Consider the following 16,785-nt stretch of genomic DNA (forward strand, 5'->3'; position numbering starts at 1 on the left):
AAGCTTTTATTTCCATAAAATAAAAAAAGCCAGTGAAAATTTCACTGGCAATCAAAGAAATAATTGATATTGCTTATAACAACAGGGTAAATATTTCCTCTTTCTAGGAGGTTTCAATATAGCTGTAAATAGAAAATAAAAATAATTGATATTACTGATTGTATTGATAGGTAAGTGTAATCTTGAGTTGAGATGTGACAGAAAATCTGCATTATAATCAAACTGAATTATTATTCTTTATTTTTGTTTGATTATGCCAGTTATTGGCATCTGAATGAATGCAATAACTGGCAAGCAAAGTCTCTTTTTTGTTATCGAGAAAGAGTAAATTAATTTACTTCAGTGATTAAATAAAAATAATCACGAAGATGACTTATTCTAAATGGTATTTATCAGATAACACATGAGCTAAATGCTTAAACATATTGAATGCTGCTGTGCTTTTTGCAGTAGGTAAACCTTGTTCATCTAAAAAAAATTCGCCTTTAAATACGAGGACATTACCTTTCTGTTCAACCGAATCAGCACGCATACCTTGTAAATAATCTTCATGTTCACATATGATTTTATTCGCTTTTTCAAGTAGCATCTCTGTTGTAATCGGTGTAGTTTGTGTTGACATAATATGTGCTCCTTAGAAAAATAATTTGTTGCGCCTCACTTTTTATCAGGTAGAGTGTGGCATTTTTAAAAGCTTAGCTACTCTATATGTAGCAAACAATGATTTGCCTGTACTCGGTCAAAGTAGTGAGGTGATTAAAATACCTCAAAAAAAGTGATGAGTTTTGAGCTTAAACAAAAGCTTTGAATAAAAACAGGTTGATATATTGCAAAACTAACGCAATATAAAAAAGAGATTTTAAACATTTTTTTAGTTGAGGGTATTAAACGATACCGTCATAACAAAGTTTAATTAGGTAAAGGTAATTATGGGTAAAGCTCTTGTTATCGTGGAGTCCCCGGCTAAAGCCAAAACGATCAATAAATATCTTGGCAATGACTACGTAGTTAAATCTAGCGTGGGTCACATTCGTGATTTGCCAAAGAGTGGTTCTGGCAGCCAGAAGAGCGAAAACTCATCCGCCACGAAAGGCGTGAAAAAAGTTAAAAAGGATGAGAAATCAGCCTTAGTCAGCCGTATGGGAATTGATCCCTATAATGGATGGAATGCGAACTATCAAATTCTACCCGGCAAAGAGAAAGTCGTGGCTGAACTAAAAGCATTGGCTGAGAAAGCTGATCATGTCTATCTCGCAACGGACCTTGACCGCGAAGGAGAAGCTATCGCGTGGCATTTACGTGAAGTTATCGGCGGTGATGATGAACGATTTAGTCGAGTGGTTTTTAACGAAATCACTAAAAATGCCATTACACAAGCTTTCCAAACTCCGGGTGAGTTAAATATAGATCGCGTTAACGCACAACAAGCTCGTCGCTTTATGGATCGTGTTGTGGGTTATATGGTTTCACCTTTACTTTGGAAAAAAGTTGCTCGTGGATTATCTGCGGGTCGAGTGCAATCTGTTGCTGTGCGTCTTTTAGTTGAACGTGAGCGTGAAATTAAAGCCTTTGTTCCTGAAGAATATTGGCAATTGCACGCGTCATTATTAACGCCTGACGAGCAACCGTTGCGTATGGAAGTCACGCATTATAATGATAAAGCCTTCAACCCTGTTTCATCCGATGAAACACAGGTGGCGGTTAAAGCATTACAAAATGCAACCTTCACGGTAAAAGATCGTGAAGATAGACCAACATCAAGCAAACCAAGCGCACCACTTATCACATCAACCTTACAGCAAGCGGCAAGTACGCGTTTAAGCTTTGGTGTGAAAAAGACGATGATGCTAGCTCAGCGCCTTTATGAAGCTGGTTATATAACCTATATGCGTACTGACTCAACTAACTTAAGTCAGGATGCAATTCAAATGGCGCGTGATTATATCAATGAGAATTTTGGCGCTAAATATTTGCCGAAAGAGCCAAATGTTTATTCGAGCAAAGAAAATTCTCAAGAAGCGCACGAAGCTATTCGTCCTTCAGATATCAACGTTATCGCAGAATCTTTAAAAGATATGGATAACGATGCCAAACGTTTATATCAACTGATTTGGAATCAATTTGTTGCTTGTCAAATGACACCAGCAAAATACGATTCAACCACATTAACAGTTGAATCAGGTGATTATAAACTACGAGCTAAAGGTCGTACTTTACGTTTTGCCGGTTGGACGAAAGTCATGCCAGCGATGCGTAACAAAGATGAAGACAAAACCTTACCTGCAGTTGATGTAGGGGCTAAACTGGCTTTAGCTGAATTAGAACCTACTCAGCACTTTACTAAGCCACCAGCACGTTTTAGCGAAGCGACTTTAGTTAAAGAGTTAGAAAAGCGCGGTATTGGTCGCCCTTCAACGTATGCTTCTATCATTTCCACTATTCAAGATCGTGGTTATGTGAAAGTTGAAAACCGTCGTTTTTATGCAGAAAAAATGGGTGAGATTGTAACGGATCGTTTAGAAGAGAATTTTAGCGATTTAATGAATTACGATTTTACTGCGCAAATGGAAGATCACCTCGACCATGTTGCTAATAATGAAGAAAACTGGAAAGCGGTATTAGATGCATTCTTCACCGATTTTAGTCAGCAATTAGAAGTTGCTGAAAAAGATCCTGAAGAAGGTGGAATGCGACCAAATCCAATGGTGATCACGTCGATTGAATGTCCAACTTGTTCTCGTCATATGGGAATTAGAACGGCGACAACAGGCGTATTTTTAGGATGTTCGGGCTATGCTTTACCGCCTAAAGAGCGTTGTAAGCAAACCATCAACCTTATCCCTGAAGATGAATTATTAAATATTCTTGAAGGGGAAGATGCAGAAACTAACGCATTACGTGCACGTCGCCGTTGCCCGAAATGTGGTACTGCAATGGACAGTTACTTGATTGATACTCATCGTAAATTACATGTTTGTGGTAATAACCCTGCATGTGATGGTTATGAAGTTGAAGAAGGTGAATTCCGCTTAAAAGGTTATGAAGGCCCAGTTATTGAGTGCGATAAATGTGGTTCTGAAATGCACCTAAAAATGGGGCGTTTTGGTAAATACATGGGTTGTACTAATGATGATTGTAAAAATACCCGTAAAATCTTAAAAAGCGGTGAAATTGCACCACCGAAGGAAGATCCTGTTCCACTTCCTGAATTGCTATGCGAAAAATCAGATGCTTACTTTGTCTTACGAGACGGTGCTGCTGGTGTCTTCTTGGCCGCAAACACGTTCCCTAAATCAAGAGAAACACGTGCACCAAAAGTAGAAGAACTGGTTCGCTTTAAAGACCGTTTAGCAGAGAAAATGCGCTATTTAGCAGAAGCTCCGGTGGCTGATCCTGAAGGAAATCCAACTATTGTGCGTTTTAGTCGTAAAACAAAACAGCAGTATGTTTCTTCAGAGAAAGATGGCAAGGCTACAGGTTGGTCTGCGTTTTATGTCGATGGCAAATGGGTTGAAAAAACCAAATAACATTGGCATTACGTGATAAATAAAAAAGCGACTAATGAGAGTTAGTCGCTTTTTTGTATTAAGACTGATGATCCAAGCTCTTAGTGACGACGGTGCAAGAATGGTATGTAGTGTGATTAAATAATTTAGTGGCACTAATATTATGAAATAGAAGCTGACAGATAAGGTTGGCTTTTTTTATGCTTATTTATAGCTTATAACTATTCGATATAACAAAACCTAAATAACACTATTAATTACGTTAGACCGAAATGAAATAAGTGATATAGTGGTTATATATTACATCTTTATTATTCTTTTTAGTTATATGAATATAAATAGAATAACGGAATAATAAGTCTTTTGTTGAAGGGATAGCCTCTCCATGAAATTACAACAGTTGCGTTATATCGTTGAAGTGGTGAATAACGATTTAAATGTTTCGACCACAGCAGAGCGTTTGTATACATCTCAACCGGGAATAAGTAAACAAATTCGCATGTTAGAAGATGAGCTAGGTATACAAATATTTTCTCGCAGTGGCAAGCATCTAACGCATGTGACACCAGCAGGTGAAGAAATTGTAAGGCTGTCTAGAGAGATTTTGTCAAAAACAGAAGCTATTCGATCAGCGGCGGGTGAACACACTTATCCAGATAGAGGCTCACTATCGATTGCAACAACGCATACGCAAGCTCGTTATGTATTACCTCCAGTAATAAAAGGTTTTATTGAGCGTTATCCAGATGTTTCATTACATATGAACCAAGGTTCACCAACGCAAATTGCTGAAGATGTATGCAGAGGTAAAAGTGATTTTGCAATAGCGACAGAATCACTGCATCTTTATAACGATTTAGTGATGCTACCTTGTTATCGTTGGAACCGCATTGTGGTGGTTTCTAAAGATCATCCACTGGCACAAAAACGAGAAGTGACTCTTAAAGAGCTCGCAAACTACGATATTGTCACTTATACCCAGGGGTTCACTGGGCGTTCAGATCTTGATGATGCCTTCGGTAAAGTAGGGTTGAAACCTAAAATTGTTTTCACTGCAACCGATGCGGATGTTATTAAAACTTATGTGAGACTGCATTTAGGCATTGGTGTGATTGCCAGCATGGCATTTGATCCTGTACTCGATAGCGATTTAGTTGCCATTGATATGCGTGATAAGTTTAGTTATAGCACCACTAAAATTGCGTTTCGCCGTAGTGGTTTCTTACGTGGCTATATGTATGATTTCATGTGGCGTTTTGCTCCCCATCTTACGCGTAATTTGATTGAGCAAGCTGTTGTGTTGCGAACTAACGAAGAGATTGAAGAGTTATTTAAAGATATCGAATTACCATTAGTGTAATACTGAAAGGCGGGTCATTCCCGCCTTCAAGCGTGTTCATAAATCTAATTTCTGTTATTACTCATTTCAAATAAAAATCCCCACTAAAAAAAGCATCTGATTTTGCAATGCTTAGCTGACGATACTTGTTTAAAAAATCATAAAACTGCTGATTAATCAGTGGATCATCAAGTGCACTAGCATCAAATACAGAGGTAATGGTGGTGTACTCTAAAGAGAGGGTAAATTTACGACCGATACAACTGGCGAGTAGCATTTTTGCTGATTGATAAGAAAAACGTAGGCTCAAAATTTTCAGCTTTGGAACAAAAATAAGATGATTATTATGATTGAGTATCTCCGTGATCCCCGCAATAGTTATCGTTTGATAGCTGTCTAATGAGTTTCGTAAGCCGATTTCTATTTTTTGTCCTTGGGTACGTAAAAAATCAATAAATTCTCCAAGTGCAGGAGAGGTGGCATTGATTGCAGCTCCTAGTAATAATTGAATAAACGCTTGAGCAACAGAAAAATCAAAGGTTTGCTTATGAAGTTTTTTTGTTTCTATTTTATTGTGTCCTAGAAGGGGTAAATGGTTGAGCGTATCTAACCAATGTTCGGGGCGATAATAGGCTTCATTATCCTCTTTTTTTAATGCGGCAAGATGGTTTGCCATAATAGAAATGAGTCCAATTTGGATATTTTTAAGTTGTGACATTTTTTCTATTTCGGAAGGCTCAAAAGGTTTTGGTGACGCGATGATAAATTGCACTAAGCCTTCGGTATCTTTTATATTTTGAGAATGTAATGCATTCATCGATAAGGTTTGCGGAAAAGGAGGTGTAATAGGTTCTGCAAAATAGCGATCCGCATTCATAATATTTTTAAGTAAATCAGATTGTTTATTACTCATAAAAGTTATCCTTACGTAGTCATACCTCCACCATTAAATCCTAATTAAGCGAAAATCCTGAGATTAAAATTTATTAACACTATGACACCCATAACATTACGTTAACAAATTGTGTGGTCTTTAAGCGAAATTCGGCGTTATATGATATGTTTAATAAATAACCTTACCTATTTTGATGGTTTAAACATGCTGTCAGTATAAAAATAAGAAGGAGGAGCTATGTCGTTACGTTTGAAAAAAGAGAGCCATTCCACGCTCTTAGTCGGATCTCAAGAATATGAGTACTACCGTCTTTCAGAAGTTGCCCGCCAATTAGGCGATATTACCCGTCTTCCTAAGTCTCTGAAGGTGTTACTAGAAAACTTAGTGCGTTATCTCGACAATGATACTGTTGTTGACGAGGATATTAAGGCACTCGTTGAGTGGCAAAAAACAGCACATGCATCGCGAGAAATTGCATATCGACCTACAAGGGTACTTATGCAAGATTTTACAGGTGTGCCTGCGGTTGTTGATTTAGCGGCTATGCGTGAAGCTGTGAAATCTTTGGGCGGGCAAGTGGATAAAGTTAATCCATTATCACCCGTAGATTTGGTTATTGACCACTCTGTTATGGTTGATGAATATGCCAGTAAAAATGCGTTTGCTGAAAACGTGGAAATTGAAATGGAGCGTAACTATGAACGCTACCTTTTTTTACGTTGGGGGCAGCAATCCTTTGAACGCTTTCGTGTCGTGCCGCCAGGGACAGGAATTTGCCATCAGGTAAACTTGGAGTACTTAGGTAAAGCTATTTGGTCTGAGGTGCAAAATGGGCGTCATGTGGCTTATCCTGATACCTTAGTCGGCACAGATTCTCACACCACAATGATAAATGGTCTTGGTGTTTTAGGTTGGGGTGTAGGAGGCATTGAAGCAGAAGCTGCAATGTTAGGACAACCTATCTCCATGCTAATTCCAGATGTTGTTGGCTTTAAATTGACAGGAAAATTACGTGAAGGGATCACGGCAACTGATTTGGTATTAACCGTCACACAGATGTTACGTTCTCATGGTGTTGTGGGTAAATTTGTGGAGTTCTATGGTGATGGTTTAGCGTCATTACCTTTAGCTGATCGTGCAACAATAGCGAATATGTCGCCAGAGTATGGCGCGACCTGTGGATTCTTCCCAATAGATGAGATCACCCTTGATTATTTGCGTTTAACAGGGCGTGAAGAACAAGAAATTGCACTTGTTGAAGCTTATAGCAAAGAGCAAGGTTTATGGCGACATACAGGTGATGAACCTATCTTTACGTCAACATTATCGTTAGATATGGGAACCGTTGAAGCGAGTCTTGCAGGGCCTAAACGCCCTCAAGATAGAGTTAATCTGCCGAGTGTACCTAAGGCATTTAAAGCAGCTGTAGATCTTGAAACCAATAAGAAACCACTGGCGCAGTTTCCTCAAGTAAAAATTGATGATTATCCTGTATTTGAGTTAACCGATGGTGCCGTCGTTATTGCGGCGATCACATCATGTACCAACACATCAAACCCTAATGTCTTAATGGCAGCAGGATTACTCGCTAAAAATGCGGTAGAAAAAGGATTGCAGCGTAAACCTTGGGTTAAGTCTTCTTTGGCTCCTGGCTCTAAAGTCGTCACGGATTATCTTAATCTAGCAGGATTAACGCCTTATCTGGATAAGTTAGGGTTTAATCTTGTGGGATATGGTTGCACAACATGTATTGGCAACTCTGGGCCTTTATTAGCACCGATTGAAAGTGCGATTAAAGATAATGACTTAACTATTGCGGCTGTATTATCTGGTAACCGTAACTTTGAAGGTCGAATTCATCCCTTAGTGAAAACCAACTGGTTAGCATCGCCGCCTTTAGTGGTTGCTTATGCTTTATCAGGAAATATGAATATCGATCTTACTAAAGAGCCATTAGGTAAAGATAAACAGGGTGCTCCCGTTTATTTAAAAGATATTTGGCCTGACAGTAAAGCTATTGCAGATGCTGTTGAGAAAGTTAAAACAGAGATGTTCCATAAAGAGTACTCTGCCGTGTTTGAAGGCGATGAAACATGGAAATCACTGCAAACACAAGATACACCCGTCTATGATTGGCAACCAGACTCTACCTATATTCGACATCCTCCTTTCTTTGAAGGTATGTCAAAAACGCCGGCTCCGATTAAAGATATTCATCAAGCCAGTATTTTGGCTATTTTAGGTGATTCGGTGACAACGGATCATATTTCACCTGCAGGTAATATTAAGGCGGATAGTCCCGCAGGGCGTTATTTGCGTGAACATGGTGTCGAGCCGAAAGATTTTAACTCTTATGGTTCAAGACGTGGTAATCATGAAGTCATGATGCGAGGCACATTTGCCAATATTCGTATTCGTAACGAAATGGTGCCGGGAATCGAAGGTGGTTTTACCAAGCATATTCCAACTGGTGAAATATTGGCTATTTATGATGCTTCAATGCGTTATCAGCAAGAAAATACGCCGTTGGCAATTATTGCTGGTAGTGAATATGGTTCAGGCTCTAGCCGTGACTGGGCGGCAAAAGGAACACGTCTATTAGGTGTACGTGTGGTGATTGCAGGCTCTTTTGAGCGTATTCACCGTTCTAACTTAATCGGTATGGGAGTTTTACCTTTAGAGTTTCCTAAAGGGGTATCTCGTCAAACATTGGGCTTAAAAGGTGATGAGAAAATTGAGATCACAGGGCTTAATGCATTAATACCGAGCCAAGATGTCGCGGTTAATATTACTTTTGCAGATAATCGTACTGAAACTATTATGGCGCGTTGCCGTATTGATACTCAAACTGAATTAGCCTATTTCCAACATGGTGGCATATTGCATTATGTTATTCGTAATATGCTTTAATTAGTTTTGTAACGTAATTAATAACAATGCCCCATTATAAAAATAATGGGGCATTGTCTTATCTTTTCTTTTTGTAATAACAATCACCAGCCTTGAATTGCACCACCGTTAAAAATGGTTTCGGCAGCGGTGGCAACTTCGGGAGATTGATATGCTTTGATAAAATCACGTACATTATCAGCGTCTTTGTTCTCTTCTCTTGTCACAATAATATTGGTGTAAGGAGAGTTTTTATCTTCAATAAAAATACTGTCTTTGGTCGGTGATAAATTAATTTGCTGGATATAAGTTGTACTGATAATAGCGACAGTTACTTTGGGATCGTTTAAAACCCGTGGTAATTGCGCACCTTCTAGCTCCATAATTTTAAGCCTAAGTGGATTATCAATAATGTCGATAGCCGTAGGCAATAAACCACTGTTTGGTTTTAGCGTAATAAGCTTTTCTTTATCTAGTAACAGTAATGCTCGACCTAAATTGGTGGGATCGTTAGGAACTGCAATGGTATCGCCTGATTTTAACTCCGAAGGGTGTTTGATTTTAGTTGAATAGCCCGCCATAGGAAAAACAAAGGTATTACCGACAGCCACTAAATTGTAACCACGAGATTGATTATCTTGGGCAAGAAAAGGGCGATGTTGAAAAACATTGGCATCAAGTTCTTTATTTGCAGTGGGATCATTAGGCAATAAAGAACCGCTGAAACTTACCAATTCAACCTCTAAGCCATATTTTTCTTTTGCGACTTTTTTGGCAATTTCAGCCACATCTTGTTCAGCACCATTAATCACACCAACCTTGATTGAATAGCTGTTTTTATCGCTATTATCACAACCAGTCAATAATGCTCCTGCTAATAAAAGCGCGCCGAAAACCCTACCAGAAAAATGTAATGGCATAATGCATTCCTATCAAAATTTATTTATTAATAAATAACTTAGAATCAGATAGATAGTCAATGAAATCGCATATGACAAATTTTCACATGATATAATTTAATGATAAAAAAGACATAAAAATAAGATGTAAGAGAAGAAAAATAGATAAAGAATAAATTTACAAGGTAATAAAATAAAAGGAATAAATAAAAAATCCGAGCAACTCAGGCTCGGATTTGAAAATAATTAATGTTGTGTTATTACTTTATTATTGCGCTTTCTTAAATAAAAGATGTCCCATTTTATCGGCTTTAGTATCAAGATAATGTGCATTACTTGGATTACGCCCGACAATCAAAGGAACTCGCTCGATAACATTAATTCCTGCGGCTTTCATGATTTCAATTTTCTTCGGATTATTGGTTAATAACCGAACTTCATGAACACCTAAGAGGTTATACATGTCAGCACAAAGGGTAAAATCGCGTTCGTCAGCTTTAAAACCTAACTCAAGGTTCGCTTCAACGGTATCTAAACCTTTATCTTGTAACGCATAGGCTCGTATTTTATTTAGCAATCCAATATTTCTGCCTTCTTGGCGATGATAAAGTAATACGCCACGACCTACTTTACTTATTTGTGAAAGTGCGGCTTCAAGTTGGAAACCACAATCACAACGTAAACTAAATAGGGCATCGCCCGTTAGGCACTCTGAATGAATACGAGATAATACGGGCTCTGAGCCTGAAATATCGCCATAAACTAGAGCGACATGATCTTTTCCTGTTGCGATTTCTTCAAAACCGACCATTAAAAACTCGCCAAAAGGAGTCGGTAGTTTTGCTTCTGCGATACGTCTTAATTTCATTATTTTTGACTCATAATTTCAGGTGATACTCTCGTCCAAGATTATACACTTTATAACGAGAACAAAGAGAAATAATACACTGAAATATTTCCAGGCCTCATAGGTAAGGAAATGAATAACACACACTTATTAAATCACACTTCAACAAATTATCAGATTTTGATGCCGAGTGCATAATGATTTATTGCTAAACTTGCATCGTTTATACTGATAATCTTTAGCTGTAAATGGATGAGAACATTTGTATTTAAGAAGAGGCAATATATTGAATAAGCAAGTAACAAAGTTGATTCTGTTAGGTAGTATGTTGCTCTTAATCATACCAAGTGCTGTGTTGATATTGGGTTGGAAGTGGCAACCTACTGATCACCCTTTAGGCGGGATAAGCACATTATGGATAGCTGATAGTGCAGCAAAACCTTGGGGCGCTGTGACTATTATTGTTTTGTTAGCATTGCTTTTTATGGTGTTGAAATTAAAACGTAATCATTTTATTCAATTAGCCGTGATAATTATTGCAACATTATTTATTGGGCAATTAATTAAGGTTGCGGTTAAAAATACAGTAAAAGAGCCTCGCCCTTATGTTGTTTGGGTTAGTGAAAATTTGCACATTAGCTCTGAAGCTTTTTATCAAGTATCAAGAGCTGAGCGAGAACAATTACTCCAAAATGGATTAGCCAACTCACCTGTGGTCCCTGAATGGCAACTTAAATATTGGAAAACTGAAACAGGTTATGCTTTTCCGTCTGGTCATAGTTTATTTTCAGCGACACTCGCATTATTTGTTTTTGTCCTTTTTATGTTGTGCCGTCATTATTTTTTAGCGTCACTCGGGTTATTATGGGGAATTGATGTCACGGTAGGGCGTATTGTATTAGGAATGCACTGGGCATCTGATGTGATTGTCGGTATTCTTATCAGCACCGTGCTGGTTTGGTGTGCATTTAAGGTGATTGAGCGGCGTTTATTACTCAAACCCTGACAATAGCCCTTATTTTTGAGAGAATGTCTTTTTCAGTATTTATATGAAAAAATATACGAAAATCAGATGATTCTAAGAAATGACTTTCTTTGTGCGTAGTGAAAATGCTACCTTTATCTGTCTACTAAAGAAAAGAGAATAAAAAAGGAAATAATGTGAAAAAAGTCCTACTTTTTATTTTGGTTATTCTTGTTCTTGCCATCGTGGTGATTGCCATGACTTTAGGCACAAATAACGATCAGGTAGTCACATTCAATTATCTTATCGCTCAAGGTGAATATCGTATTTCTACCTTGTTAGCTACCCTGTTTGGTATGGGTTTTGTACTTGGCTGGATTGTAAGTGGTGTTTTTTATCTACGTGTACGCTTATCACTAGGTCGAGCAAAACGTAAAATTAAACGTCTTGAAAGCGCCCAAACAAAACAAGAAAACCAAGAAAGTCGCCCAACGGTTGCTTCTGCTACGAAATAAGGACGATAGCTGATGCTAGAATTGCTGTTTCTGTTATTACCTGTCGCTGCGGCTTACGGCTGGTATATGGGGCGCCGTGGCGCCCAACAGGACAAACAGCAGAACGCCGATCGCCTGTCACGTGAGTATGTGGCGGGTGTTAACTTTTTACTTTCTGATCAACAAGATAAAGCAGTTGATCTTTTCCTCGAAATGCTTAAAGAAGATAGCTCTGCTTTTGAAGCTCATCTTACTTTAGGTAATCTTTTCCGCTCTCGTGGCGAAGTCGAACGCGCTATTCGTATCCACCAATCGCTAATGGAAAGTGCTGCGCTTTCCTTTGAGCAACGCCTACTTGCTGTTCAACAGTTAGGTCGTGACTATGTGGCGGCGGGTGTTTACGATCGCGCTGAAAATATGTTTCAGCAACTTATTGATGAGCATGAATTTCGCCAAAGTGCGTTGCAATCGCTGTTAGCTATTTACCAATTAACCAGTGATTGGGGAAAAGCCATAGAAACGGCTGAAAAATTAGTAAAATTGGGACAACGCGAGCTTAAAGAGCAAATCGCCCATTTCTATTGTGAATTGGCGTTACAAGAAATGAGTAGCGATAATCTTGAGAGCGCGCTCAATTTCTTACAAAAAGCAGGGCAAACAGACCCGCTTTGCGCTCGTGTTTCAATTATGTATGGTCGTATCTATATTGCTCGTGATGATAAACAAAAAGCTATCGATGTTTTAATGAAAGTTATTGAGCAAGATAAAGAGATGGTCAGTGAAACCTTACCTATGCTTTTTGAATGTTTCCAAGCTCAAGGCGACGATAATGCTCGTTGGGAAACTTATTTACGTCAATGTGTGGATAGTAATTGTGGTGCGATTGCGGAGCTTTACCTTGCTGACATTATTGAAGCTAAAGAAGGTATTGAAGCGGCTCAGTTATACATTAATCGTCAATTAGAGCGTCATCCAACCATGCGCTTGTTCTATCGTTTAATGCGTTACCATTTAGCAGAAGCAGAAGAAGGACGCGCTAAAGAGAGCCTTATCTTATTGCGCTATATGGTTGGTGAACAAATTCGCACGAAACCAGATTATCGTTGCCATAAATGTGGTTTTACCTCTCATGCATTATATTGGCATTGTCCATCCTGTCGTTCATGGGATACCGTTAAACCTATTCGCGGTTTAGATGGTCAGTGACGATGTCACTTTTTTAATAGTCTCTCTATAAATAAAGGCCCTAAAATGTCATTTCATTGTGATAAAAAATCGCCCGAGCTTACCTGCGCGCCCGTTATTGTGGCACTAGACTATGAAGACCAAAAAAGTGCATTAGACTTTGCACAGCGTATCGATCCCTTATCTTGTCGTTTAAAAATTGGTAAGGAGATGTTTACCCGTTTTGGATCTCAGTTTGTGACTCAATTACAAAAAGAAGGGTTTGATATTTTCCTCGATTTAAAATTCCATGATATTCCCAATACTGTTGCAAGAGCCGTTGCAGCCGCTGCTGATTTAGGTGTATGGATGGTTAATGTACACGCGAGTGGTGGCGGTCGTATGATGCGTGCGGCTAAAGAGAGTCTTGCTGCTTTTGGTAAAGACGCGCCACTTTTAACGGCAGTGACTGTACTTACCAGTATGGATCAATCTGATTTAATTGAATTGGGAATAACATTGACGCCCGCAGAACAAGCAGAACGTTTAGCGTTACTGACAAAATCTTGTGGTCTTGATGGTGTCGTCTGCTCTGCACATGAAGCAACACGTTTTAAACAAGTTTGTGGTGATGATTTCTTATTAGTCACTCCGGGTATTCGTCCAGCAGGAAGTGATGTTGGCGATCAGCGTCGTGTAATGACACCAGAGCAAGCCATTGCGGCAGGCGTTGATTATATGGTGATTGGTCGTCCTATTACTCGTAGCGATAACCCTCATGAAACATTGCAACAAATTAATCGTTCTATACAAGGTATGTAAATGGATAATAACTCTCGTTTGGTTTATTCCACAGATACGGGTCGCATAAAAGAAGAAGAACAAAAGCCAGTACGTCCTGCTGGTGATGGTATTGTGCGTATTCAGCGCCAAACTAGTGGACGTAAAGGCAAAGGTGTATGCGTTGTTTCAGGTATTGATCTGGATGATGCAGAGTTAGCTAAACTTGCGGCTGAACTGAAGAAAAAATGTGGCTGTGGTGGGAGTGTCAAAGACGGTTTAATTGAGATCCAAGGTGATAAACGTGATTTAATTAAATCGCTATTAGAAGCTAAAGGAATGAAGGTTAAACTTGCTGGTGGCTGATTTAACTAGCTAGATAGCAATGAAATGAATGATAATGCGCTGATTTTCTATTGAGATTAGCGCATTTTTTTATTGTCACTAATAGATGTCTTTTAAAAGGTATTTTATGAAAGCGTACTTGATGATTGTTGCACTATTATATTCTTCTGCGCTTTTTGCAGAAACGACTGCGGATAAAATAATTGTTCATAACAAATATTGTTCTTCACCAAAACAGACCATGGATGAAGTTTATGAGAATGGCGCAATAACACATTGTGTTTATGCTGGGCTTTCAATTGCAGATGCATATAAAAAATATGTCAATGAACACGATGAAGATTATCTTGTAAAAACCATTAAAGTGAACAATAACATCCAAAAAGAATATACAAAAGACGGTGTTTCTGTTGATTATAAATGGGAAAATCCGAAGAAATTAATGATAGAGCAACAGTTTTCAGGTGGTTTTACGGAGTTTGTGTTAGAAGAAGATAAGAAAGGCACTAAAATCACGATCACTGGTCACCCTGATTAATTATTAAGAAAACAGCGAAATCCATAAGTACGATTATAGGTGACAATGTCACCTATTTTTTTTGCATTCATTATCACTAACAAAAATAAGAGATATAAAAAAAGCCGATAGCTCTAAGTGAACTATCAGCCTCATTGTATACCGATTTAAGTCCTATTAGATAGGGCGAGCAACGATATTGCGTGTTTCCAGCTTCACATCTTCAATGCGTACAGGAATGATATCATTGAGTTTATAAGCAGTTTCACCTTTCACAATGACGGTGCCTGTTTCTTGGCTACATTGAATTTCATCACGTACAGCATGTAAGAATGGCGCAGGAATAAAGGCAACAGCACCATTTTCAACTAGACGAACACGAACACCACCACGAGTAATATCGATAATTTCTGCATTAAATGGTGTTTCAGTGCCAGCAAAAGGTTTTAAGAAACGCGCATATAACCAATCACCCACATCGCGTTCGGCCATACGATTAGCGCGGCGACGCTCTGCAATACGAATACCATCTTCTTCTTGTGGTTTTTCAGCACTTTCTTTGCTGATAATCGCTTTAAGCAAACGGTGATTTAAAATATCACTGTACTTACGAATTGGTGAAGTCCATGTTGCGTAAGCTTCTAATCCTAAACCAAAGTGAGGACCTGGCTCAGCTTTGATTTCAGCAAAGTTTTGGAAGCGGCGAATACGGCTATCAAGGAATTGATTTGGCTGATTATCAAGCTCACGACGCAATTGGCAGAAACCTTCAAGCGTTAATAAACTTTCAGATGTAGTTTCAATACCGTTATCTTTTAATGTCTGCACAACTTGATCGATATAAAGTGGATCAAAGCCTGTATGAACGTTGTAAACGCCAAAACCTAAGTTTTTCGCCAGTACTTTTGCCGCACAGATATTGGCGGTGATCATCGCTTCTTCAACAATACGGTTTGCGATACGGCGTTTTTCTGCAACGATATCTAAAACATTGCCACCTTCATCAAGAATAAAACGGTAATCAGGGCGTTCTTTAAAGACCAGAGCATGTTTTTCACGCCATTCATGACGTTTTTCACACATCTCTTTTAATAACATCACTTGCTCATGAACAATCTCATTTTCAGGTTGCCATTGGGTATTTTCACCTTCTAACCAATCTGAAATATGGTCATAAACTAGCTTGGCTTTTGATTCTACCCACGCAGAATAGAAGTGAATATCTTCAAGCAATGAGCCATCTTCGGTAATACTCACTTGGCAAACTAATGCAGGACGTTTCTCATTAGGACGTAATGAGCAAATATTGTCTGACAGTTCGCGAGGCAACATTGGGATATTAAAGCCTGGCAGATAGTTAGTTAGCGCACGTTGTGCGGCAATTTTATCTAATTCACTATTAGGCAGAATATAAGCGGTTGGATCTGCAATAGCGATAAAGAGTGTGAGTTGACCGTTCTCTTCTTTACGAATAAAGAGGGCGTCATCCATATCTTCTGTTGATGCACTATCAATAGTGACAAAGGAGAGAGAAGTCAGATCTTCACGAGGTAAAGTGTCATGTAATGTGAGCGCTTCGTCACCCATTTCAGGCGCATCACGTTCAAGCTGATGACGCATTAAGGTTACCCACCAAGGCGCAAAGTGATCGTCTTTATCGGTAATATAGTCTGTAATTTCAGCCTGAAAACCTTTATCACCTTTATTAAGTGGGTGACGACGCATTACGGCAACAGCCCAATCTTGATCAACAAAGCTATGTGTTAAGCCTTGAGCAGGACGGCAAGGAATAGCATCTTTTAAGAGAGGGTGATCAGGTACTATCCACAGACGGTTATCACCTTCTTTTTTCTGAATACGACCAACAAAACGCGTTAAGAAAGGTTCGACCAATTCTTCGGGTTCAACCGACTCTTTATCGCCGTTTGTATGAACGGCTGCAATAACTCTGTCGCCGTGCATCACTTTTTTCATTTGCGGAGGGGGAATAAAATAGCTTTTCTGACCATCAACTTCAAGGAAGCCAAAGCCTTTATCTGTTCCCTTTACAAGGCCTTCCACGCGCGGTGTTTGGGCATGGAGTTGCTGTTTTAGCTGTGCAAGCAGCGGATTGTCTTGAAACATATTTTTCCGGAAAGTCGGCAGT

14 protein-coding genes are annotated in these 16,785 nt (G+C 38.9%); 9 read left to right on the forward strand and 5 right to left on the reverse strand.

Annotated features, from left to right (window positions below):
* Positions 1-373 precede the first annotated feature (373 nt).
* A complete protein-coding gene (locus tag ACNARN_RS00970; protein ID WP_069369238.1) occupies positions 374-622 on the reverse strand; it encodes a YciN family protein in 249 nt (82 codons plus the stop codon).
* Between the two features lie 307 nt (positions 623-929).
* Between ACNARN_RS00970 and topA the strand changes: the two genes are divergently transcribed.
* On the forward strand, positions 930-3,527 hold the full coding sequence (gene topA / locus ACNARN_RS00975; protein ID WP_198619564.1) for a type I DNA topoisomerase: 2,598 nt from the start codon (positions 930-932) through the stop codon (positions 3,525-3,527).
* 364 nt (positions 3,528-3,891) lie between these two features.
* Positions 3,892-4,866 carry an HTH-type transcriptional regulator CysB gene (gene cysB / locus ACNARN_RS00980; protein ID WP_416304017.1) on the forward strand — a complete coding sequence of 325 codons (975 nt, stop codon included), beginning with the start codon at positions 3,892-3,894 and terminating at the stop codon, positions 4,864-4,866.
* 61 nt (positions 4,867-4,927) lie between these two features.
* Here cysB and ACNARN_RS00985 read toward each other — a convergent pair whose 3' ends face one another.
* Entirely contained in the window at positions 4,928-5,758 is an 831-nt protein-coding gene (locus ACNARN_RS00985) for a hypothetical protein (protein WP_198619563.1), read from the reverse strand.
* 219 nt (positions 5,759-5,977) lie between these two features.
* On the opposite strand from ACNARN_RS00985, the gene acnA reads away from it, so the two are divergent.
* A complete protein-coding gene (gene acnA, locus ACNARN_RS00990) occupies positions 5,978-8,650 on the forward strand; it encodes an aconitate hydratase AcnA (protein WP_416304018.1) in 2,673 nt (890 codons plus the stop codon).
* Positions 8,651-8,733: 83 nt separating this feature from the next.
* Here the strand turns inward: acnA and ACNARN_RS00995 are convergent, their stop codons facing one another.
* Together ACNARN_RS00995 and ribA are read right to left on the reverse strand one after the other, a co-directional pair.
* Positions 8,734-9,549: a MetQ/NlpA family lipoprotein gene (locus ACNARN_RS00995; protein WP_198619561.1), complete on the reverse strand. Its 816-nt coding sequence runs from the start codon at positions 9,547-9,549 to the stop codon at positions 8,734-8,736.
* Positions 9,550-9,796: 247 nt separating this feature from the next.
* Entirely contained in the window at positions 9,797-10,396 is a 600-nt protein-coding gene (ribA, locus tag ACNARN_RS01000) for a GTP cyclohydrolase II (protein ID WP_109372360.1), read from the reverse strand.
* 265 nt (positions 10,397-10,661) lie between these two features.
* Between ribA and pgpB the strand changes: the two genes are divergently transcribed.
* From pgpB to ACNARN_RS01030, 6 genes are all read left to right on the forward strand, one after another.
* Complete coding sequence (gene pgpB, locus ACNARN_RS01005; RefSeq protein ID WP_416304019.1) at positions 10,662-11,381, forward strand: phosphatidylglycerophosphatase B; 720 nt, start codon at positions 10,662-10,664, stop codon at positions 11,379-11,381.
* Positions 11,382-11,596: 215 nt separating this feature from the next.
* Positions 11,597-11,854 carry a LapA family protein gene (locus ACNARN_RS01010; protein ID WP_232797478.1) on the forward strand — a complete coding sequence of 86 codons (258 nt, stop codon included), beginning with the start codon at positions 11,597-11,599 and terminating at the stop codon, positions 11,852-11,854.
* 12 nt (positions 11,855-11,866) lie between these two features.
* Positions 11,867-13,039: a lipopolysaccharide assembly protein LapB gene (lapB, locus tag ACNARN_RS01015; RefSeq protein WP_109372357.1), complete on the forward strand. Its 1,173-nt coding sequence runs from the start codon at positions 11,867-11,869 to the stop codon at positions 13,037-13,039.
* Positions 13,040-13,084: 45 nt separating this feature from the next.
* On the forward strand, positions 13,085-13,819 hold the full coding sequence (gene pyrF / locus ACNARN_RS01020) for an orotidine-5'-phosphate decarboxylase (protein ID WP_416304020.1): 735 nt from the start codon (positions 13,085-13,087) through the stop codon (positions 13,817-13,819).
* Complete coding sequence (yciH, locus tag ACNARN_RS01025) at positions 13,820-14,143, forward strand: stress response translation initiation inhibitor YciH (RefSeq protein WP_006536941.1); 324 nt, start codon at positions 13,820-13,822, stop codon at positions 14,141-14,143.
* Between the two features lie 106 nt (positions 14,144-14,249).
* Positions 14,250-14,660, forward strand: a complete 411-nt coding sequence (locus tag ACNARN_RS01030) for a hypothetical protein (RefSeq protein ID WP_198632631.1) — start codon at positions 14,250-14,252, stop codon at positions 14,658-14,660.
* Between the two features lie 156 nt (positions 14,661-14,816).
* Here ACNARN_RS01030 and ACNARN_RS01035 read toward each other — a convergent pair whose 3' ends face one another.
* On the reverse strand, positions 14,817-16,763 hold the full coding sequence (locus ACNARN_RS01035; protein ID WP_198619556.1) for an exoribonuclease II: 1,947 nt from the start codon (positions 16,761-16,763) through the stop codon (positions 14,817-14,819).
* Between the last annotated feature and the right edge of the window lie 22 nt (positions 16,764-16,785).

This window comes from Proteus sp. TSJ240517, from assembly GCF_047921575.1.
GTDB lineage: Bacteria > Pseudomonadota > Gammaproteobacteria > Enterobacterales > Enterobacteriaceae > Proteus.